The organism is Streptomyces albicerus (assembly GCF_008905045.1).
Lineage (GTDB): Bacteria > Actinomycetota > Actinomycetes > Streptomycetales > Streptomycetaceae > Streptomyces > Streptomyces albicerus.
Map to the genome: position 1 here is coordinate 84,606 of NZ_VWMY01000003.1, position 21,438 is coordinate 106,043.

Annotated in this window: 14 protein-coding genes; 5 read left to right on the forward strand and 9 right to left on the reverse strand. The window is 70.0% G+C overall.

Annotated features, from left to right (window positions below):
- Positions 1–34: 34 nt before the first annotated feature.
- The 3 genes from GAS53_RS03355 to GAS53_RS03365 form a co-directional block, all read right to left on the reverse strand.
- On the reverse strand, positions 35–1,108 hold the full coding sequence (locus GAS53_RS03355) for a maleylacetate reductase (protein WP_151475884.1): 1,074 nt from the start codon (positions 1,106–1,108) through the stop codon (positions 35–37).
- Complete coding sequence (locus tag GAS53_RS03360; protein ID WP_151475885.1) at positions 1,105–1,980, reverse strand: intradiol ring-cleavage dioxygenase; 876 nt, start codon at positions 1,978–1,980, stop codon at positions 1,105–1,107. Before GAS53_RS03360 ends, GAS53_RS03355 begins: the two co-directional genes overlap by 4 nt.
- Positions 1,981–2,179: 199 nt before the next feature.
- Positions 2,180–3,934 carry an FAD-dependent oxidoreductase gene (locus tag GAS53_RS03365; RefSeq protein ID WP_151475886.1) on the reverse strand — a complete coding sequence of 585 codons (1,755 nt, stop codon included), beginning with the start codon at positions 3,932–3,934 and terminating at the stop codon, positions 2,180–2,182.
- A 164-nt stretch (positions 3,935–4,098) separates the two neighbouring features.
- On the opposite strand from GAS53_RS03365, the gene GAS53_RS55990 reads away from it, so the two are divergent.
- The 4 genes from GAS53_RS55990 (at position 4,099) to GAS53_RS03385 (ending at position 9,595) form a co-directional block, all read left to right on the forward strand.
- On the forward strand, positions 4,099–6,078 hold the full coding sequence (locus tag GAS53_RS55990) for a helix-turn-helix domain-containing protein (RefSeq protein WP_225858691.1): 1,980 nt from the start codon (positions 4,099–4,101) through the stop codon (positions 6,076–6,078).
- 43 nt (positions 6,079–6,121) lie between these two features.
- Complete coding sequence (locus GAS53_RS03375) at positions 6,122–6,355, forward strand: hypothetical protein (protein WP_151475888.1); 234 nt, start codon at positions 6,122–6,124, stop codon at positions 6,353–6,355.
- Between the two features lie 156 nt (positions 6,356–6,511).
- Entirely contained in the window at positions 6,512–7,582 is a 1,071-nt protein-coding gene (locus GAS53_RS03380) for a LacI family DNA-binding transcriptional regulator (protein WP_151475889.1), read from the forward strand.
- Positions 7,583–7,723: 141 nt separating this feature from the next.
- Entirely contained in the window at positions 7,724–9,595 is a 1,872-nt protein-coding gene (locus tag GAS53_RS03385) for a glycoside hydrolase family 127 protein (RefSeq protein WP_151475890.1), read from the forward strand.
- Positions 9,596–9,617: 22 nt separating this feature from the next.
- On the opposite strand, the gene GAS53_RS03390 is transcribed toward GAS53_RS03385, so the two are convergent.
- The 6 genes from GAS53_RS03390 to GAS53_RS03415 are packed head-to-tail and all read right to left on the reverse strand — an operon-like array spanning position 9,618 to position 19,310.
- Entirely contained in the window at positions 9,618–10,865 is a 1,248-nt protein-coding gene (locus GAS53_RS03390; RefSeq protein ID WP_151475891.1) for an alginate lyase family protein, read from the reverse strand.
- A gap of 29 nt (positions 10,866–10,894) precedes the next feature.
- Positions 10,895–14,215, reverse strand: coding sequence for an alginate lyase family protein (locus GAS53_RS03395; RefSeq protein WP_151475892.1), 3,321 nt, complete (start codon positions 14,213–14,215; stop codon positions 10,895–10,897).
- 14 nt (positions 14,216–14,229) lie between these two features.
- Positions 14,230–16,023: an Ig domain-containing protein gene (locus GAS53_RS03400; protein ID WP_151475893.1), complete on the reverse strand. Its 1,794-nt coding sequence runs from the start codon at positions 16,021–16,023 to the stop codon at positions 14,230–14,232.
- Positions 16,024–16,072: 49 nt separating this feature from the next.
- The gene (locus GAS53_RS03405) at positions 16,073–16,972 is read right to left on the reverse strand and encodes a carbohydrate ABC transporter permease (RefSeq protein ID WP_151475894.1); all 900 of its coding nucleotides are present in this window, start codon (positions 16,970–16,972) and stop codon (positions 16,073–16,075) included.
- A complete protein-coding gene (locus tag GAS53_RS03410) occupies positions 16,969–17,967 on the reverse strand; it encodes a carbohydrate ABC transporter permease (RefSeq protein ID WP_151475895.1) in 999 nt (332 codons plus the stop codon). The genes GAS53_RS03405 and GAS53_RS03410 overlap by 4 nt, the downstream gene beginning before the upstream one ends.
- A complete protein-coding gene (locus GAS53_RS03415) occupies positions 17,964–19,310 on the reverse strand; it encodes an extracellular solute-binding protein (protein ID WP_151475896.1) in 1,347 nt (448 codons plus the stop codon). The genes GAS53_RS03410 and GAS53_RS03415 overlap by 4 nt, the downstream gene beginning before the upstream one ends.
- Before the next feature lie 1,090 nt (positions 19,311–20,400).
- Here GAS53_RS03415 and GAS53_RS03420 point away from each other — a divergent pair.
- Positions 20,401–21,414, forward strand: coding sequence for a hydroxyacid dehydrogenase (locus GAS53_RS03420; RefSeq protein WP_192582927.1), 1,014 nt, complete (start codon positions 20,401–20,403; stop codon positions 21,412–21,414).
- The last annotated feature ends 24 nt before the right edge of the window (positions 21,415–21,438 follow it).

Sequence of the window (21,438 nt, forward strand, 5' to 3'; positions counted from 1 at the left end):
CACGGTGCCCCGCGCCCCTTACGGGGCGCTGCGGCTACTCCGGGAAACCGACATGAGGGACTTCCCCCGCGTACGCCGCCCTCAGTACGGCCAGCGCGCCCTCCGCCGTGACCTCGCGCGGGTTGGCGTACGACTGCCCTGCGGTCTGCTCGGCCGCAACCTTCAAGTCGGCCTCGGCCAGGCCGAGTTGGGCAAGTGAGCGGGGTGCGCCGAGGTGTCCGGCCAGGGTCCACAGGGCGTGCGGGGCGTTGTCGGTTTCGAGGGCGCGGCCGAGCGCCGCGATCGCCTCGGGAACGGCGGGCGCGTTGTACGCGAGGGCGTACGGGAGGACCACCGTGTGCGTCTCCGCGTGCGGCAGGCCGAAGGTGCCACCGAGCACGTGGCAGAGCTTGTGGTGCAGGCCCATGGTGGTCGCGCCCAGGCAGGAGCCGCAGAGCCAGGCTCCGTAGAGGGCACGGCCGCGCGCCTCCAGGGCTTCCGGTTCGGCGGCGACCTCCGGGAGTGCCGAGGTCATCGCGCGTACGCCCTCCTCGGCCATCAGCGCGACGAGGGGTGAGGTGTCGGGGGCGTACAGCGCCTCGACGGCGTGCGCGACGGCGTTGATGCCGCTGGTGACGGAGAGGGGTACGGGCATGGAGAGGGTGAGCTCGGGGTCGTACACCACACTGCGCGGGAGAACCGACGGGTCGCGGCCGGTGCGCTTCGCGCCGTGTTCGGTGAGGCCCCACACGGGGGTCATCTCGGAGCCGGAGTACGTGGAGGGCACGGCGATCAGCGGCAGGCCGGTGCGCAGGGCGATCGCCTTGCCGAGGCCGATCGCCGAACCGCCGCCGACCGAGACACAGCCGTCGGCGTCGGCGGCGCGCGCCACTGCGACGGCCCGGTCGGCGACCTCGACCGGGACGTGCATCCGGGCCTCGGCGTGCAGTCCGGCGCTCAACGGGCCGAGCGAGTCCGCGACCGCCCGCGCGGTGTCCGCGCCGCGAGCGCCGGACACCACCAACACCCGCCGCAGGCCGAGCCGTCGGACCTCATCCGCCGTGGCGGTCACGGAGGCGCCGGGCCGGAAGACGACCCGCATGGGCTGGGCTTCGTACGAGAAGTTCATGCGGCGGGCCCCGGGGTGAGTACGAGGTCGAAGCGGGCGTGCCGGAAGGGGTTCGGGATGCCGAACTCCCGTGCCAGGGAGGGGTCGTCGGTCTCGGTGAAGTCCTGGACCAGGCTGCTTTTCACCGCGAAGACCGCGTCCGAGTCGAGGTAGTCGCTGCCCGCCACGAAGATGTGTGTGGTGACGGGGGTGTGGCCCTCGGCGGTGGCGATGAAGTGGATGTGCGCGGGGCGGTAGGGGTGCCGGCCGGTGGCGCGGAGCAGATCGCCGACCGGGCCGTCGGTCGGGATGGGATACGGGCTCGGTACGCAGGTGCGGAACCAGAAGCGGCCTGCCGCGTCCGTCGTGAAGAGGCCGCGGCCGTTGCCCGGCGGCTGGACGTCCGGTCGTTGCACGTCATAGAAGCCGTCCGCGTCGGCCTGCCACACGTCGAGGATCGCGCCGGGCAGCGGTGTGCCGTCCTGGGAGAGCACCCGGCCGCTGACCACGCACGGTTCGCCGGTGCCCACCAGGTCGATGTCCGCGCCGAGTTCACGAACCGGGGATTCGGTCATGTGGAAGGGGCCGAGGACGGTCGACTCGGTGGCGCCCGGGCCGCGGCGCGCGTTCAGGCTCTCGACCAGCATGGACACCCCGAGCACGTCCGAGAGCAGGATGAACTCCTGACGGGTGTCGGTGCACTTCTGCCCCGTCGCCGTCAGGAACCCGATCGCCCGCTCCCACTCCTCCTGCGTGAGCTCCGTCTCGCGCGCGAAGTCGTGAAGGTGCCGGATCAGCGCACTCAGCAGCTCACGCAGCCGCGGCTCGGTACTCGCACCAAGACTGCCGACGGCCTCCTCGGTGACGGTGGTTTCACTGGCATCGATGATCATGACGACTCCTGATCCACTGTGTTCCCGCTGTCCGCTGTTTCCCGCTTCCCACGATCTTCATCCCTGCCAAGCACGGGGCGGCCCCGCAGGGGGGCGCCCCGTAAGGGGCGCGGGGAACTGCGCGACCAGCCCCCACGCACCCGCAGAAAAGCCCCAACCCGCAGAACCTCATGCCCCACCAGCGGAGCTACCGGCGGAGCTACCGTCCGAGGATCCGCCGCAGCGCGTCGCTCAGCAACCGCTCGGCCTGATCGGCATCCGCGGCAGCCGCCCCGTACCGGAAGGCGACATACCCGTCGGGCCGTACGAGCAGGACACCCGAGTCGGATATCCCGCTGAGCCGAGCCCAGTCACCGTACGGGTCCTCGTACTGCCGACCGGGGCCGACGACAGCGGTGGCGATGTCCGGGCCGACGGCCTCCGCGGCCCGCAGCCAGCAGTCGCCGCCGATGCCGGTGAACAGCGTGAAGCGGCCCTGACCTGCGGCGTCGAGGGTGGACAGGGTGCGGGTCCCGGCCGTGATCCAGGCGTGCGGCAGCTTGGCGCCGGGCCGGGAGGAGGGCTGGTGGTACAGCTCGGGGTCCCGTTCGAAGCCGGGGTCGGGCGTGCCGTCGGGCACGATCGCGTCCGACGAGTAGCGCTGATTGAGATCGACGCCGTGCGCGTTGAACTCGTACACCTTGAAGGCGATCGCCTCGCGGAGCCGGGCACGCTGCTTCTCGGCGGCCTCGGTCGCGTCCTTGCGGGCGGCGATGTTGGCCCACAGCTGCTCGGGGCTCTGCGGCGAGAGGCCGTCCAGCGCCTCGAAGATGGGCGCGGTCTCGCCGATGGACTTGTTGGCGCGGGTGACGATCTGCTTGCCGATCGGGGCCCGCTCCTCCGTGTACGTGTCGAGCAGCTTCGGCGAGGCCGTGCCGTCGAGGACGAGCTTGAGCTTCCAGGCCAGGTTGTACGAGTCCTGGATGGAGGTGTTGGAGCCGAGACCGTTGGACGGCGGGTGGCGGTGCGTGGCGTCGCCCGCGCAGAACACGCGGCCGTTGGAGTACCTCTCCGCGTACATCTCGTTGACCGTCCACGCCGACGACGACTTGATCGTCACCGGGATCTCGTCGTCGCCGACGAGCCTGCGGACGATCGACTCCGCGTACTCGGTGGTGAGGTCCGGGGCGCCCGCGGTCACGTCGTAGCCCCAGACGATCATCCACTCGTTCCAGGGGCGGACATTGCGCACCAGGCCCGCGCCGATGCCGCCGACCGTGGCACCGGGGGCGAGCACCCAGTACAGCGTCGACGGACGGTACGCCGTGTACTTGGTCAGGTCCGCGTCGAAGACGATGTTGATGCTGCCGGCCACGCCCATCTGGCCGCCCATCGGCAGGCCCGCGTCCTCGGCGACCTTGGAGCGGCCGCCGTCGGCGCCGATCAGGTACTTGGCGCGAATGGTGTACTCGTCGCCGCGCAGCCGGTCCTCGACGGTGACGGTGACTCCGTCGGCGTCCTGGACGAAGGACTTGTAGACGGTGCTGAAGCGGACGTGGGTGCCGCGGGCGAGGGCGGCGTCGACGAGGACCGGCTCCATGAGGTGCTGCGGCATGTCGCACATGCGGGTGGGGCTGGCGAGTTCATGCGCGGCCTGCACGAGGGGGTCGTTGCCCCAGGAGCGGACGCGGCCCAGCTCCTCGCCGGCCAGGCTGGTGCAGAAGGTGGTGTTGCCCATCAGGTGCTGGGGCGTGGCCTGCGCGATGACGTCCCGCTCGACGCCGAGGTCGCGCAGGACCTCCATCGTGCGCTGGTTGGTGATGTGGGCGCGGGGCGTGTCTGCGAGGCTCGCGTAGCGGGTGACGACCATGTTCGGCACGCCGTACGTGCTCAGGGCCAGGGCGGCCGAGGCGCCCGCGGGGCCGCTGCCCACGATCAGTACGTCGGTCTCGACTACGGGCTCGACGGTGTGCACGGGAACGCTCCAGTGGATGAGAACGGCACCAACCATTCATGATCATGGGGCGGTGGGCGGGGGCGTGGGTGTCTCATTACGAGACAGCGCTGGGGAAAGGTGGAACATAGTGAACGCAGCCCCTCGTTAACTCTTCAACAACGCCCGATACGGTGAGAAGCGTCGTGACCACCACCGAAGAATCCCCCGCCCGCCCCGCTCTCGCCTCTCTGCGCCAGGCGCGCGAGCGGTTCCTTACGGGGCGCCCGCTGCCCGACGGCGTACCGGACGAGGTCGTCGCCGCGTGGCGGCGTGCCCGCTTCTTCGGCGTACCGCACGACCTCAAAGAACCCGCCGAACCCGTACCTCCGGTGGAGTCGGCCCTGCTCACCGCGGCGCGGCCCGTGCTGGAGAGGCTCGCCCCCGCCCTCCCCTCCGGTCAGTCCTCGCTCGTCCTCACCGACGAACGGCTGCGCGTGCTGTGGTCGGCCGGAAGCACGCCCGGCGACGAGAAGTGCCGTGACCTCTCCGAGCAGGAGGTCGGGCACAACAGCGCGGCCCTCGCCCTGCGCACGCGACGCCGCGCGGAGGTGCACGGCCCCGAGCACTTCCTCGACCTGTGGCAGGACGTGTCCGCCGTCAGCGTGCCGGTGCTGGCCCCGGAGAACGGCCAGGTCCTGGGCACGGTGACCGTCGCGTCCGGCCTGTGCACCGGGTGCACACCCCATCCCGGTGCCGCCCTCGCCGAGGCCACGGCGACGGCCGTCGAGGCGGAGCTGCTGACGCGGTCGCGCACGGCGGAACGGGCGCTGCTCGACGCCTACCAGCGGGCGGCCGCCCGGCCGGGAGCCGCAGTCGTGGCGCTCGACCTCGACGGGAGGAATCGGCTGCTGAGCGGGGCGGCGGCGGGGATGCTGTCGCCGGGGGCGGTGGAGGCGCTGGAGCGGACCGCTGCCGTGAGCGACTCGGACCGGGATCGGGACCGGACCGGTCAAGACCAGGTCCAAGACCAGGTCCAAGATCAGGTCCAGGACCTGGCAGGCTCGGCCGGGGACCTGATGACCTCGGCTCGAGATCTGACGGGCTCGGGCAGCGATCTGACTCGCTCGCGCTCGGGGCGAGAAAGGGCCCGCTCGGGGCGGGAAGAGACGCGCTCGGGGCGGGAGGCCCCGGCCGCGGAGACATACGGATCGGGATCGGCTCGGAACGGGACCGGTGCGGCCGCGTACGATCTCGAACTCCCCGACGGCGCAGGCACGGCCCGCGTCACGCCCGTACGCCATCAGGGCGCGGTCATCGGTGTGGTCGCCGTGGTCGAGCCGCCCGTCGGCGGGGCGGCACGGCCGCAGGTGGAGCAGCCACGTGTCGCGCTCGCCGGGCGTTCCGTGCCGTGGCGTCACGCGACGACCCTGGCGACGGAGCTGGCGCGCTCCCGGGAACCCCTGCTGCTGACCGGCGAACGGGGTACCGGAAAGACCGCCCTGGCACGGGAGTTGATGTCCGCGCGCGGGGAGCCGGATCCGCTCGTCGTGGACGCGGCGGAGGGGCCGGTCGGCGAACTCGGCCGCTGGGCCAGGGAGTTGGCGGCAGAGGATCGGGTCCTCCTGCTGCGCCATGCCGAACGCCTCGCCCAGCCCGACGTCGCCGGCCTCAACTCCTTGCTCGACGAGCACCCGGACGCGCCCCTGCTGGTCACGTACACACCCGGCACTCCCCCTGGCCCCTGCCTTCAGCGTCTGCTCGACACGCTGGCCGCCCGCTCCGTGACTCTCCCGGCATTGCGCGAACGCCCGGACGACATCAGGAAGTTGCTTCCGGAGCTGGCACCGAAACCCGCGCCCGGACGGCCTCCGCTCACCTGGACGCTGGACGCACTGCGCGCCCTGGAGCGCCATCCGTGGCCGGGAAACGTCACCGAACTCGCCCATCTCGTACGGGCGTTGGCCGAGCAGCGGCGGGCGGCGGGGCCGGTGCGGCGGGCCGAGCTGCCGGACGCGGTCCGGGAGGGACCCGCGGCGCGGCAGCTGAGCCCGATGGAGCACGCCGAGCGCACCGCCATCCTGGAGGCGCTGCGCCGGCACGGCGGCAACAAGGCCCGCGCGGCGGCGGCGCTGGGGATCGCCCGAGCGACGCTGTACCGAAAGCTTCGGGGCTACCGGACCTGAGGGCCGGGATCCTTCTGTCCAGGGCCAGGGTCCGTGTGTCGCCTTGTCCAGGGCCACGGTCCTTGTGCCGCCGCCGACCGAAGAAGGACCGGCCGGGCATACGCGGCTCAAGACCGAGAACGTCCAGACCGTCGACGGCCCCCTGGTCCTGATGACCGATCTCCAGCCCGTCGCAGAAGAGCTGGAGCCGCCCCAGTGGCGCAACAACCGGTTGCTAACGCGCTGCCGGATGCCAAGCGCCACGAGCTTCCAGGCACATCCCTCGATACGCGAGTGAAAGTTTCGAATTCCCGACCTCTCCCCGTCTGACCCTTCCCCTGCTAGCCTCCGGCTCGGGAACCGGTTGCCAGAAGCGTTGCCGCACTTCCCAGGGGTGGGGGCGCCCCCGGACGACGGACCGAGTCGTTTCCGGGGCGAAGAAGAAGGGCGAGCCATGACAAGGAAGACCATCAGTGACGTCGGGGGCCGACGCACCATCCGGGACGTGGCGGCACGAGCCGGGGTGTCGGCCTCGACGGTGTCGCGCGTCCTGGCCGGCGACTACCCGGTGAGCACATCGACCCGCACACGGGTGATGCGGGCGGTCCGCGAGCTGGACTACGTGGCCGACGCCCGCGCCAAGGCGATCGCCGGCGTCGGCACGCCGACCCTCGCGTTCGTCCTGGACGACATCACGGGCCCGTCGTTCGCGCACATGGCTCACGGAGTCGAACGTGAGGCGACCCGCCTCGGCCATCTCTGCCTCGTCTGCAGCACGGAGGGCAACTCCGAGAAGCAGCTGGAATTCATCGAGATGATGCGCGCCCAGCGCGCCGCCGCGGTGATCCTGGTCGGCGGCACCGCGGACACCGCCGAGTACCGCGAGCGCATGGCGAGTATCGCCGACTCCTTGGCGTCGGCCGGTTCCCGGCTCGTCCTCTGCGGCCGCCCGCCCCTGGACCCGGGCGCACCCGTGACGGTCATCGAATACGACAACGAGAGCGGGGCGTACGCGCTCTGCGCCCACATCCTGGCCCAGGGCCACCGACGCGTCCTCTTCCTGGGCGGCAAGCCGTCCAACACCACGGCCCAGGGCCGCGAACAGGGTTACCTGGCCGCCCATCGGGCCCGCGGACTCGACCCGGACCCGGCGCTGCGCCTGTCCGGCGACTTCACCCGCGACTCGGGCCACCGCCTGATGCGTCAAGCCCTGACTCTGGGCCTGGAGTTCACGGCGGTGATGGCCTCCACCGACATGGTCGCCTCCGGCGCGCTCACCGCCCTGCACGAGGCAGGCCTGAACGTCCCCTCCGACGTCTCCCTCGCCGGCTACGACGACATCCCCTTCGCCCGGGACCTCCACCCCCCGCTCACGACGGTCCACGTCCCCTACGAGGAGCTGGGCCGCCTCGCCGTCCGCACGGCTCTGACCCGGGCCCCCGACGCCCCGGACGAACACCTCCTCCTCGGCACCCACGTGGTGGTACGAGACTCGGTGGCACCTCCGAAAGGCACATGCAAGTGAGCGACCCCAGCCCCGTAAGGGGCGCGGGGAACTGCGCGACCAGCCCCCACCCACCCGCACCCGCCCAACAACCGGGGCCCCGTACCCGCCCAACCGCCAGAGGCACCCCGCACCCAACCAAGAACCGAAAGGTCGACGCACATGAGTTCCGGTCCGGTCCGTCTCACCGACGGTTCCCACACCACGCTGCGCCCCGCGAGGCACGCGTGGATCACGGCCGGCTTCTGGGCGGCACGACGACGTACGAACGCCGAAGTAAGCATCCCGCAGGGCCCGTTGAAGCTGGAGGAGGCCGGGAACCTCGCCAATCTGCGGGCCGCGGCCGACGGCAAGGGCGGCTTCACCGGGGACTTCCAGTTCCAGGACTCGGATGTGCACAAGTGGCTGGAGGCCGCGTCCTGGCAACTGGCCGACGAGCCCGATGACTCCGAACTGGCCTCCCGCATCGACGAGTTGACGTCCCTCCTGGCGGCCGCGCAGGAGGCGGACGGCTACCTCCAGACCTTCTACCAGGTGGCGCACCCGGAACTGCGGTGGCGGGAGCTGGGCTGGGGCCATGAGCTGTACTGCGCGGGCCATCTGATCCAGGCGGCGGTGGCCCACCACCGGGCCACCGGCCGACGCCAACTCCTCGATGTCGCCGAGCGGTTCGCGGACCACATCGACGCGACCTTCGGCCCCGGCAAGCCGGTGGACGGCGTGTGCGGGCATCCCGAGATCGAGACGGCCCTCGTCGAGCTGTACCGGGAGACCGGCGAGCGCCGTTGGCTGGAGCTGGCCGCGTACTTCGTCGACCGGCGCGGCCACGGTGTGCTGAGTGCGGGTGTCGACCGCGGCCACGACCGCGATCCGGGCGCGGCGTACTGGCAGGACCACGCTCCGGTGCGCGAAGCCGGAACGGTCGTGGGGCATGCCGTCCGTCAGCTGTATCTCCTCGCCGGCGCCACCGACCTGGCGGCGGAGACCGGCGACCCGAAGCTGCGGGCCGCGATGGAGCGCCTCTGGGACGCGATGGTGGCGACGAAGACCTACCTGACCGGCGGGGTCGGCTCGCGCCACGAGGGCGAGGCCTTCGGTGACCCGTACGAGCTGCCGCCGGACCGCGCCTACGCCGAGACCTGTGCGGCGATCGCCTCGGTCCAGTGGTCGTGGCGGATGGCGCTGCTCACCGGCGAGGCGAAGTACTCGGACCTCGTGGAGCGGACGCTGTTCAACGGCTTCCTGTCCGGTGTCGGACTCGACGGCGACAGCTGGCTGTACGTCAATCCGCTCCAGGTCCGCGAGGAGTACGACGACCGCGGCGGCGACCAGATGGCCCGCCGCACGCCGTGGTTCCGCTGCGCCTGCTGCCCGCCCAACGTGATGCGGCTGCTCGCCTCGCTCCCCCACTATGTGGCGAGCGGCGACGACTCGGGGCTCCAACTGCACCAGTTCGCAACGGGGTTGTACCGCGCGGGCGGCGGCGCGGTCCGCGTCGAGACGGCCTATCCGTACGACGGCCGGATCACCGTCACCGTTGAGGAGGCGCCCGCCGACAAGCCGTGGTGCCTCGCGCTGCGGATTCCGGGCTGGGCGGCGGCGTACGCCCTCGACGACACGCCGGAACAGCCGCGCCCCGGCGACGGCTGGCTCCGCCTGTCCCGGCGCTGGAGCGCGGGTGACGCCGTCGTCCTCGACCTGTCGCTCGAGCCCCGGATCACCCGCCCCGATCCCCGGGTGGACGCGGTGCGCGGCTGCGCGGCGATCGAGTACGGCCCGCTGGTGTACTGCCTGGAGGAGCCGGATCGCCCCGAACTGCCGGGCCGCTTCGACGACTTGGTCCTGGACGTCGCCGATCCGTCACTCACGGCCGAATGGCGTCCCGGGCTGCTCGGCGGTACGGCCGTGGTGACCGCGCGCGGCCGTCACCGCCCCGACGGTTCGCCGGTGACGCTGACGGCCGTGCCGTACCACCTGTGGGCGAACCGGGCGGACGGTGCGATGCGGGTGTGGATTCCGGTGTACCAGCCGTGATCGGTTCGGCCGGCGGGGCCGCCTACTTGGCGTACATCAGCGTCCCGAAGCCGAGCTGGTCGAAGCCTCCGCTGTTGGGTCCGTAGTCACCGCCTCCGCCCTCGGGCCGCACGCTCTCGGCCATGGCGGTGATGTACGGGACGGACAGCCCGCGCCTGCGGGCGTAGTGGTAGTGCAGGATGTCCCACACCGGCCTGACCTGCCCTCGGCCCGACGAGGAGATCACGGTGTGCGACTGCTGGGCGCAGTTCTGGCCCGTGCCCCAGGTGTACGTGGTGAAGGGGACGCTCTCTCCGAGGTTGTACTTGGCGACGTACTGGGCGGCCTTCATGAACCGGTTGTTGCCGTAGCCGTACAGGTCGTCGCCCTGGGACCAGGCCATCTCGCAGAAGGCGCCCATCTGGCCCATGCCCATCATGGTGTGGCCCTGGTCGCGGCCGCTCTCCTGCCACTGGGCGAGGCCCTGCGAGTCGTACACGAACGGGACGGCGTGGGTGATGGAGCCGTTGCCCGCGCCGTTCTTGAAGTAGTTCACGGCCTGGTCGTACTTGGCGCCGTCGTCGCACAGGATCCCGATCGCGAGGATCGAGTTCATGTTGCAGAGGTCCCAGTTCGCCCAGTAGTTGGTGATGCAGGCGTCGTTGTGCCCGGTGAGGAACTGGTTGTTGAGCGGGTAGAAGACGTTGAGCATCATCCGCTTGAACCGCTCGAGGTCGAACCCGCTGTAGCCGCGCATGAGTTCGGCGGCGTTCGCGAACTGGTAGCCGTAGATCCCGGCGGCCAGGAAGCGGTCGGCGTTTCCGGTGACCGTGGTGAGGGTGGACGACCAGGCGTTGAGGATGTCGCGTGCCTTGTCTCCGTGGGCCGTGGTCCCCGCGATCTTCCAGCGCAGGGCGTTCTGGTAGGCGGCGTGGATGTCGTTGTAGAGGATGCCGTAGTTCTCGCCGGTGCCGCCGCGGATGATCGTGGCCTGTGGGCGCGGCGTCCAGGTGCTGGCGGAGTGGGAGTTGGCGGTCAGGCGGTTCCAGCCGGACAGCCACGGATCGTCGCCCGCGGCGACCCGTACCTTGGCGCGGTTGAGTTCGCCGTAGGCGTGCAGCATGCCCGGGTGGGTGAAGGTGGCCGGGGCCGCCTCGGCCGGGGCTCCCGTGAGGAACCCGGCCGAGGCGCCGACGGCGAGGGCGGCGGTGAGACCGCCGGCGGTCTTCAGCAGACCGCGGCGGCTCATTTCTGGTTGCTGGAGGTGCTGGTGGGGGGAAGTGCGGCTCATGTTGGTGCATCTCCAATCCCGTGGGGGATCTACATGGGGGTGATGCTCACCTCGCTGAATCGCGCGGTGCTGCGGACCAGGGGGCTGCGGGAGCAGACCACCAGGCCCACGTAGTAGGGGGCGTCGCCGAAGCCGGGGATCTCTCCCGTGGCCAGTGGTGTCCAGGTGACGCCGTCATCGGTGGAAACAGCTGCGGTGAAGGCGGTCCCAGCGCGCTTCAGCCGCAGCAGACAGGGGGCGGTGACCGTGCCGTTGCCCGTGAACACCGACCGTCCGGCCACGGTCGTACGGAGCATCAGCTGGGCGGCGGTCCCGCCCGTGACGATCGCTCCGGCCGCCTGGTCGAACGGTGACAGCGACTTGGCCATCAGCAGCCCGACCCGGTCGCCGCTCGCGCCTTCGCGCGAGACGAGCCGGGCGGTGATCTCACAGTCGCCGGTGACGGGCCGTCGTACGAACTGCCCTGTCATTCCCTGGTTGTTGACGGTCAGATCGGTCCCGGCACCGCGCACGACGAAGGTGCCGTCCTCGTGTGCGGTGCTGCCGGGGGTGCGGACGGCCACCACACCGAAGGTCCCGTAGGCGCGGTCGTCGAGGATTACGTCGCCGAGATCGCCGTACGACCAGGGCGCGGGCGGAGGCGTACCGACCGTGAGCGTGAGCGTGCCGCTCGCGGTACCGGCCGCGTTGCCCGCGGTGGTGGTGACCGTGAACTCGCCGGTCCTGGTGGGGGTTCCGGAGATGATCCCGGTGCGCTTGTCCACGCGCAGGCCGTCGGGCAGGCCGTCCGCGGTGAACCACACCGGCTCGTGCGTGGCCCGCAGCAGATGACGGAAGGCGACCCCCTTGTTCGCGAACTCGGTGGTCATGGAGGTCAGTTCGGGCACCGAGGGTGTCGGCATGACCGCGTCGGCGGGTTCCGAGAGCGGACCGCGCCCGCCGGCGTTCGACTTCGTGACGACGTAGTGGTAGGTCGTGCCGGGCGCGCCGGTGGCGTCCGCGTACCGGATGCGGGTGCCGAAGCCGACGGGGCCGACTCCTGTCGCGATCGTCACGTACGGTCCGTCGGCGTGGGTCGCCCGCAGCACCTTGTACCGGGCCGAGAGGTCCGGGTCGGTCCAGGACAGCTCGACGGCGTCGGCACCGGCGGCCGCCCGCAGACCGGCGGCGGTGCGCGCGGGGCGGGGCATGCTCCAGACCTCACCGGTCGAAGAGGTCACGCTGACGTTGTCGAAGGCTCCGGTGCCCGTCTCGGCGTACTCCTCGTCGACGCCCAGGCAGGAGGTGAGAGCGAGCCCCGCGTACGCCGTCCGCCCCAACTCGACGTCCGTGGAGCCGACTTCGGTCCACCGGATGCCGTCAGGGGAGATGGATCCGGTGCAGCGGCGGCCCTTCCTGGTGACGCGCACCCAGTACGGCATACGCAGCCGGTAGCCGTCCCCCGCGCCCTCGACGTACGGGGCTTCCAGCGGTGTCGCCGATTCCGGCAGCGTGCCGAGGCTGGAGATCGGGAACGACGCGGCGGTGGTGATGGCCTGCTGCTGCGTCGGCGGCACGGGTGTACTGCCGGTGGCGGAGATGTCCGCCCCGGCCGACGCACGTACGGTCCACACGCCGCTCCAGGTGTGCAGCGGCAGCCCCTGGATCAGCATCGAGGCGTGCGGGGCGTCCGCGTCGAGGGAGCCGCGGAGGGTGACGCCGATCTTGGAGTACTGCGAGCTGAGCGGCCATACGATGCGTGCGACGATCGTGCCGTCGCCCTGCAGCGGCAGATGCGCCAGCCGGTAGGTGTCCGCGGTGCCGCTCGCCTCCAGCACGAAGCGTTCGCCGTCGAAGGCGGCGGCGCCCGGCCGGCGTACATCGCCCACGTCCCGTGTCGACCAGGGCTCCGGGAGTCCTGCGGTCACCGCCACCCACCCCGAATTGCCGCTTTCCTCCTGTGAGTTGGCGGCGGTGACCGTGTAGTAGTACGTGCGGCCCGCGCGCACGTCTCGATCCGTGTGGGTCGCGGTGTCGATCCCGGACGCGATCCGCTCGTACGGCCCCTCCGGCCGGGTGGCGCGCCGGACGGTGTATCCGGTCGCCCACGCGGACGGCAGCCAGGACACGCTGACGCTGTTGTCGTCACCGGCGGCGGTCAGCCCGGTGGGGGCGGTGGGCGCCTTGGGCGAGGCCTTCGCGCCGGCGTAGGTGAGGGTCCCCCAGCTCGGCAGGTCGTCGTTGCTGCCCTCCACCACGCGGGTCCCGCCGGTGCCGCGGAAGAGGACGTCTCTCGTGTACGGGGCGTCGAGGCCGCGTACGCCCGCGTAGTGCGCGTACGCCATCTCGTAGATCGGCGGGAGGTTGCCGCGGACCTTCTCGGAGACGGTCGTCTTGATGTACTTGCCGGTGCGGTCGAGGTCGGGGGTGAAGGGGACGTCGCCGCCGCGGTTGTAGCGGGCGGCGTACTCGACGTTCGCGAGCAACCGGTTGCCGTCGAAGCCGTACAGATCGACGCCCTGGTTCCAGGCCACCTGGGCGGCGTCGGCGTGCAGGCCGACGGCGAGCTGCTCGTGGCCCTGGTCACGGCCGCTCTCCTGGCCCTGGCCCGCATCGGTGACGATGCGGTTCCGCACACTGCCGTTGCCCGCGCCGGCCGCGGCGAACCGCAGGGCGTCCTCGAAGAGCGTGGGTTCCTCGCAGAACACGCCGATGGCGAGGATCGTTTGAAGGGCCGTCAGATCCCAGTTCCCGTTGGCGTACAGCATGTAGCCGGAGACGGCCGGATACCAGACGCGCAGGAAGGAGTCCTCGCAGCGGGCGATGTCGGCCTTGTCCCAGCCGTCATAGCCGGTGTGCCGCAGCAGCTCGGCGGCGTTGACGAACTTGAAGCCCTGGAGCCCGGCGCCCAGTGGACCGTCCGCGCCGGTGACGCCGGTGAGGGAGGCCGACCAGGCGTTCAGGATGTCGCGGGCCTTGTCGGCGTGGGCGCGCTCGCCCGTCACGCACCACATCAGCGCGTTCTGGTAGGCGGCGGCCGAGTCGGCGACCGCCTGGTTCATGAAGTTGGTGGGGCCGCGGCCCCAGGTGGTGATCTGTCCGGTGTTCTGGATCGCGTACGTGGCCTTGGACCGCGCGTGGGCGGCGAGCGCCAGGTAGCCGTCGTGGACCGGGGACTCCTTCGCGGCGACCGCGGCCTTCATCCGGTCCAGGTCCTCGCGGGAGTGGAGGAGTCCGGGGTGTCTGAAGGTGAAGGCCGCTTCGGTGGACTGGGCCCACGCGGGCGCGGCGAAGGCGGACAGCAGTCCGCCTCCGGCCGCGGCCGTGAGCCCCGCCGCGCCGAGGAACGACCGTCGGCTGAGGGGAAGCACGAGCTGACTCCTTGTTACGCGCTCTGCACGGTGAGCTTGAGGGACTTGGTGGCCGTACCGGCGGTGTTCGTGGCCGAGACGGTGATCGTGTAGGTGTCGGGAACCTGCGGGGTTCCGGAGATCAGACCCGTCTTCTTGTCGACCTCGAGGCCCTTCGGCAGTCCCTCGGCGTCGAACGACGTCGGCAGTCCGGTCGCGGTGATCAGGTGGTTGAAGACCTGGCGCTTGGTGGCCGTGGCCTCACCGGCACTGGTGACCTCGGGGGCGGCGGTCGAGGCGGCGGTCGCGGCGTCCAGGAAGCGGAGGTTCTGCACGTGCTCGTTGACGAACATCGGCACCTGGTCCTGGGTCAGGTACCAGCGCGGCTTCTCCTTCATGTTGTCGGCGATGACCAGGCCGTTGATCGCCATGTTCTGGAAGGTGAGGTTCTTGACGGGGCGGTCCGCGTCGTAGCCGACCACGACCGCCATGTCGGCGTGCTTGCCGTTGTACGTCAGGTTGCGCACGTACACGTCCTCGATGCCCCGGCCGGGCGAGGCGTTGTACCGGTTCTTCATGACCCGCATGTTGATCAGCTGACCCCAGGTGAAGTCCTCCACCCGGACGTCCTGGATGCGGACGTTGCGCATGAGGTTGCTGTCGCCCGGGTTCAGGGCGAAGCAGCCCTGGTAGAGGACCTGCGGCTCGCGGTGCTGGAGGACGTCGATGTTGCTGAAGACGATGTTCTCGATGACCTCGGGCTTCTCCGGGTTGCCGTGAGTGCCCATGTTCACCGGGTGCGCGACGTCGGCCCAGAGGGTGGAATTGCGGACGGTGACGTTGCGGCAGTCGCCGTAGTAGTCCCAGCGGTGGGCGTAGATGGCGATGCAGTCGTCGCTGTTGCGCATGAAGACGCCCTCGATCAGCACGTCCTCGCTGCTGAACACGTCGATGCCGTCGCCCCACTGGCCGAAGCTGTAGGAGTGCAGGTTGCGGACGGTGACCTGCTTCGACTGCCCGATGGTGCAGGAGTAGCCGGTCTTGGGGTTGAGGGCGAGGATGCCGTCGATCTCGATGTTCTTGGAGAACGCCACCAGGGTGGCGGCGTCCGAGTCCCAGATGATGCCCCGGCCGAGCAGCCGGGCGTTCTCCACCTTGTTGAACTCCACCCGGGCCTTCAGCACCGCGCCGCCGGCCAGGTACACCGTCTTCCCGCTGGGCACCATCACCACGTTGTTCGGCACGGTGTGGATGCCCGGGCCGAAGTAGATGACGTCGGGGTCGTCCTCCTCGGGCCGCTGCGCCTCGATCGGGTTGGCGTGCAACTGCAGGTTGTCGTAGATGTCGTACGTGTCGCCGCTGCCGATCTCGATGGAGAGGTTGCGCGGCTCGGTGAGACTGAAGGTGATGGTGTCGCCGCTCGCCTCGTGCGCGATGTCGTACGACAGCGGGCGGATCCGCGCGGAGCCGATGGCGCCCTTGGACGAGGTGACCTGGACCTCGACGGTGCCGCTGAAGTCCAGGTTGGCGACCGAGGAGCTGCGGACGATGCCGGCGCCGGTCTTCTCGTTGATGGTCTTCGTCCGGGCGCGCAGGACGGGGACCGTCTGCCATTCGCCCCCGGGCTTGCGGGCCTTGACGGAGAAGCTGGCGTTGAGCGGTACGCCCGTCGGAACGGGGTACACCACCAGGCGATCGGCGGCCTCCGGTCTGTCCTCCGCTCTCGCGGTGCCGGCGGCCGCGCCGATCAGGGAGTACGCGGCGGCGGTGGCACCCGCGGCCTGGATGAGGGTGCGCCGGGACAGTCCGGTGCTCTGGGCGTCGTTCATGGAGAAGTCCCTTACGGAAAAGGAGGGTTGAAAGGGGGAATCGAGCGCGTTACTTGAGCCCGGTGGTGGACATCCCGGCGACGAAACCGCGCTGGGCGACGAGGAAGATCAGCAGGATGGGGACGACGTACATCACGGAGCCCGCGGCCAGGAGGTTGTTGACGGGCAGTCCGCCGTCCGTCACATAGGAGGTCATGATGGCGACGGAGAGCGTGGTCTTGTCGCTGGACAGGAGCAGCATCGGGGCGATGAAGTCGCCCCAGGTCCAGGTGAAGGCGATCACGAAGCTCGCGGAGAGGACCGGCCAGGACTGCGGCAGGAAGATCCGCCAGAAGATTCCGGCGTAGCCGACGCCGTCGACGATCGCGGCCTCCTCCAGCTCCTTCGGCATCCCGGCGAAGAACTGCCGGAAGAGGAACACCAGATACGGGGCGGCCGACAGCCCCCACAGCACCCATGGCCAGTACGTGTCGACCATGCCGACCTTCGCGAAGATCAGGTAGGTCGGGAAGAGCGTGATCATCTGCGGCAGCATCATCGAGCCGAGCAGCACACCGAAGAGGATCTTCTTGCCGGGGGCGGTGAGGCGGGCGAAACCGAAGCCGACCCAGGCGGAACTCAGGGTGACCAGGGTGGCGTAGATCAGGGAGATGATCAGGGAGTTGCGGGAGTACCCGAGGAAGTCGATGGCGGTGAAGGCATCGGCGAAGTTGTGCCACTGGACCGTCTCGGGCAGCCAGTGCACCGGGGAGGCCGCCAGTTCGGGCGTGGTCTTCAGACCGGTGATGACGAGCCAGCCGAAGGGACCGAGCATCAGGCCGGTGATCACGACGAGCACCGTGTAGAGGACGAGGCGGGACTTGCGCACCCGCACCCGGCCCCCGGCATCGGAGGTCTTGACGTCCTTGGAGGTCCGGGGGGCCTTGGGGGTCACGGTGGTGGCGGTCACTTCTTCGCCTCCGGGTCGACGTTGTAGAACACCACACCGGACGTGAACCTGAAGATCAGGCCGGTCGCGATGAGGATCAGGACGAAGAGCACCCACAGGAGCGCGGAGGCGTAGCCGTAGCGGCCGAGCGCGAAGTACTGCGCGAACACATGCATCATGTACATGTAGTTGGACTGCGGGATCGAAGTGACTCCCGCCGGGGTGGAGTTGGCGGCGAGCAGCATCGGCATGATGGTCTGCACCGAGGCGATCATCCCGGTCACGGCCTGGAAGAGCAGGACCGGCGAGAGCAGCGGCACGGTGATGCTGCGGAAGGTGCGCCAGGCGCTCGCCCCGTCGATCCGGGCCGCCTCGTGGAGTTCGCGGGGTACGTCCTGGAGCCCGGCCAGCGAGATGATCATGATGTTTCCGGCCGCCCACAGCACCGTCATCAGGATCACGTAGCGGGCGTACGGGTCGTCGAGCCAGGCGATGGCGTCGATGCCGAAGATGTTGAGGACGCCGTTGGTGGCGCCGGAGTCCCGGTTGAAGAGCTGCTTGAAGATGAGACCCGCGCCTACCGGCGGCACCACGGCCGGCAGGTAGAGCAGGGTACGCCACAGGCCGCGCGCCTTGAGCGGCCGGTTGACCAGGACCGCGAGCCCCATTCCCGCGATGATCGACAGCGGTACCGAGGTGATGGCGAACAGACCGGCACGCCCCAGGGCGTCCCAGGTCACCGAGTCGGAGAGCAGCTCCTGGTAGTTACCGAGTCCGACGTAGCGCCAGTTGGGGGAGATGCCGTCGAACGTGGTGAAGCTCAGCCACAGCGCGTACGCCATGGGGCCGACGGTCAGGAGCAGGAATCCGATGATCCAGGGCGAGGTGAACATGTAGAACGCACGATGCCGCCGGGTAGTCATGGAGCTCCGGGGCGGGCCCGCGGAGCTCGCGGCGTCGGGGCGCGCGGCCGGGCGGGGCTTCTCCGCGACCGAGGGGACCTGGTCGACTGTCATCCCACTTGCTCCTTACCGCGCTTCATCTGCTCGTTGATGGACGAGTTGAGGCGTCCCGCGAGGGTGTCGACGGAGATCTGGCCGTTCATCGCGGCTGGAAGGATCTGGTTGATGAGGGCGTCGACGGCCTCGGTCTTGACGTAGGGAGTGAAGGGCGTCACCGAGAAGTGCTCCAGCTCGGCCTCCTGCACCTTGAAGACCCGCTTTTGGTAGTCCTCCTTCTGCGGCATCAGCGGTCGCAGCGACTTGAGCGTCGGTATCCCCCAGCCGCCCTCCGCGCGCGCCTTGGCCGGCCCTTCGCCGAAGAACCATTCGAAGACTCGCCAGGCGGCGTCCTTGTTCTGCGCTTTCTTGGGCATCCACATGCCGGTGCCGGCCTGGCAGGAGCTGAGCCGCCGGCCGCCCTCGAAGACGGGAGCGGGGGCGAGGCGAGACACCTTCGCCACCTTCGGGTCTTCGTTGATCATGCCGCCGAGCCAGTAGCCGCTGCCGGACATGGCCATGCGGTTCGCGACGTAGGTGGGACCGTCCCAGGTGTCGGGGTTGGGCTGGATGAGGCTCGGCCCGACCTTGGTCTTGGCGTAGTCCACGTACCAGGTCAGGGCCTTGCGGGCCTCGGGGGTGGTGAAGTCGACCCGGGTGAAGTCCCCGGAGAAGAGGCTGCCTCCGGCGGCGGCGGTCAGGTTCGTCAGAAGGACGGTGAGGTTCACGCCGTTGTAGCTGCCGCCGTACACAGTGGTCTGGCCGTTCTTGCGCTGGACCAGGCGCTTGGCGTTCTCCAGCCACTCCTCGTACGTGATCGGCTCGGTCTCGGAGGGGTAGTCGACGCCCGCCTTGTCGAAGAGCGCGGTGTTGTACCAGAACATCGCGTCCTGGGAGAAGTCCTTCGCCATGCCGTAGCGGGGGCCCTTGCCCTGGGTCGTGCCGTCGAACCGCCACACGTCGTTGGCCGGGTCCAGGTCGTCGGTCTTGAGGATGGTCGACTTGGCGAAGTACGGGTCCAGGTCCTCGGCCACGCCCCGGGCGGCGAAGTACGGAGCGTCCAGGGCGCCCAGGCCACGGACCAGGTCCGGCGGCTTTCCGTTGGTGAGCATCGCGATCAGCCGGGTGATGTCGTCCTGCACCACGGTGATGCTGATGCCGAGTTCCTTCTGGGCCTGCTGGATCAGCTCCGGGGAGATGTCGTCGAGTTTGACCATCATCGTGATGCTCTCGCCGCCGCCGGGCGCAGCTCCCGCGGTCGACAGGGCGCAGCCGCTGAGGGCCGCCGTGCCGGCCACGCCTCCCGCCGACAGCGCGAGAAACCGGCGACGGCTCAACGAAGCCCCGGCATGTGAGCGCATGAAGCGCCACCTCCTGCTTGAAGTCGTGCGAGTAACCGGCGACAAGGAGCGGGAGTTCGGCAACCGGTTGTCATGCAAGTGGGGCAGAGCTTGTCTCTGTCCGGAAACTGCGTCAAGAGTGTTGACGAACTTTCGAAAAGACCGGGTAACTTCGCCGTCATGAATCACCAGGCCGGACGGTCAGTCCGGAGCCCTCGGCGGACGACCAGGAGCAGCTCCCTTCGCCCCCTTCATCTGCCAACATCGTTCACATCGAGCCGAGTTGGCGAGAGAGGCAGGCGTTTCCCGGACCACTGTGCCGACGATCGTCAGCGAGCTGTCGGCGCGCGGTCCGGCAGTCCAGGCCGACGAGGGAACCGGGCGAGGATCTGGACGGGCAGGCCGGAAACCGGTTGTCGATCAAGGTTTGGGCGGTCCACCGCGACAGCGGGGTGGGCGGGGCGTCCTTCGCCGGCCGCCGCGCTCGGCCACCCCTCCCCCTGGTCCCATACGCGTGCCCCATGCGCGCGCCTCGTGCGACGATCCGCGCGACGCGGGCAGTGGTGCGGGAGAGCCGAACAGGCCTGCACCTCTTCGGCTCCTTCTTCGAGAGGGCCAACGACTCGGCCGGCAGCGTAGGAACCGGTGGAAATCGGTGGCGGACGCGGCAGCGTGCGCACGGACACGACCGATCCACCGGGCTCGGCTGCCTGACTGCGACCCGGACGTACCGGGTCGCGCCCCTGACATCCCCCGCCATCCGTCCATGGTCGTAACTCGGGACTGCCAGCGCCCTCCGGCGTACGTCCGGCCTGCGCCCTGGCGTGCGCCCGACGTGCGTCCGTGCACGAATCGCTCTGGAACGCCAGGTAACCGGTTACTATCCAGAGCAAGGTAGTGTCACAGCCCGCAGCAACCGGCCGACTGCCCTTTGCTGCGACGAAACCACCGAGCTTGCCGCTACACCCCGCCACGACGTCGGCGTATGCGCTCAGCGCGTCGAGAGATGCCGCACTCAGCGATCACCATCATGCGCATTGACCCGCTCTTCGAGCCAGATTTACGGTAGAAGACGGTTTCTGAAAACGTTTCCCAGTGCCTGAGGAGAGTCATGACCAGCCCCCAGCTGCCGAGGGCCGTGTTCGCCATGGATCCGGTGCACCTCCCCCTGCTCTTTCCTCCGCCGCTCATGACACGGCTCCAGCAGGTCGCCGAGATCGACACCACGCTCGTCGTGCAGGACTTCACCGAACCCGGCGCCGCCGCGGCGTTGGCCCGGGCCGAGGTGCTCATCACCGGCTGGGGCTGCCCGCACCTCGATGCGAACGTCCTCACCGCGGCACCACGGCTGCGCGCTGTCCTGCACGCCGCGGGCTCGGTCCGCTCGCTGGTCGGCGAGGCACTGTGGGCAGGCGGACTCACCGTCTCCAGCGCGGTGACCGGCAACGCGCTGCCGGTCGCGGAGTACACGCTCGCCATGATCCTCCTCGCCGGGAAGGACGCCTTCGCGCACCGCGAGCACTTCCGGGACACCCATGCCTACCCGTCCACCGCCGACACCGCGGGCACGGGCAATCTCGGCCGCCGCGTGGGGGTCATCGGCGCCTCACGCGTAGGCCGCCGGCTGATGGAACTGCTGCGGCCCTTCGACCTCACCGTCGCGTTGTACGACCCTTACGTGGACCCCGGCGAAGCCGCTTCACTGGGCGCCGAACTGCTGTCGCTGGAGGACCTGCTCAGCAGCAGCGACATCGTCAGCCTGCACGCCCCCGACATCCCCGAGACCCACCGCATGCTCGACCGCGACAAGCTCGCCCTCATCAAGGACGGCGGAGTACTGATCAACACCTCCCGCGGAGCCCTGGTCGACCCCGTCGCGCTCTCCGACGAGCTGATCCGCGGCCGGCTGAGCGCGGTACTGGACGTCACCGAACCCGAACCGCTGCCCGCCGGATCCCCGCTGTACACGCTCCCCAACGTCTTCCTCACCCCGCACATCGCCGGCTCGCTCGGCAACGAGCTGGAACGCCTCGGCCGCATCGTCGTCGATGAGCTGGAACGCCTGGCCGCGGGCCTGCCACCGGCCCACGAGGTGCACCATGCGGACTTGGCCCGTGTCGCCTGATCCCGGCCCCGAGCGCCCGCGGCC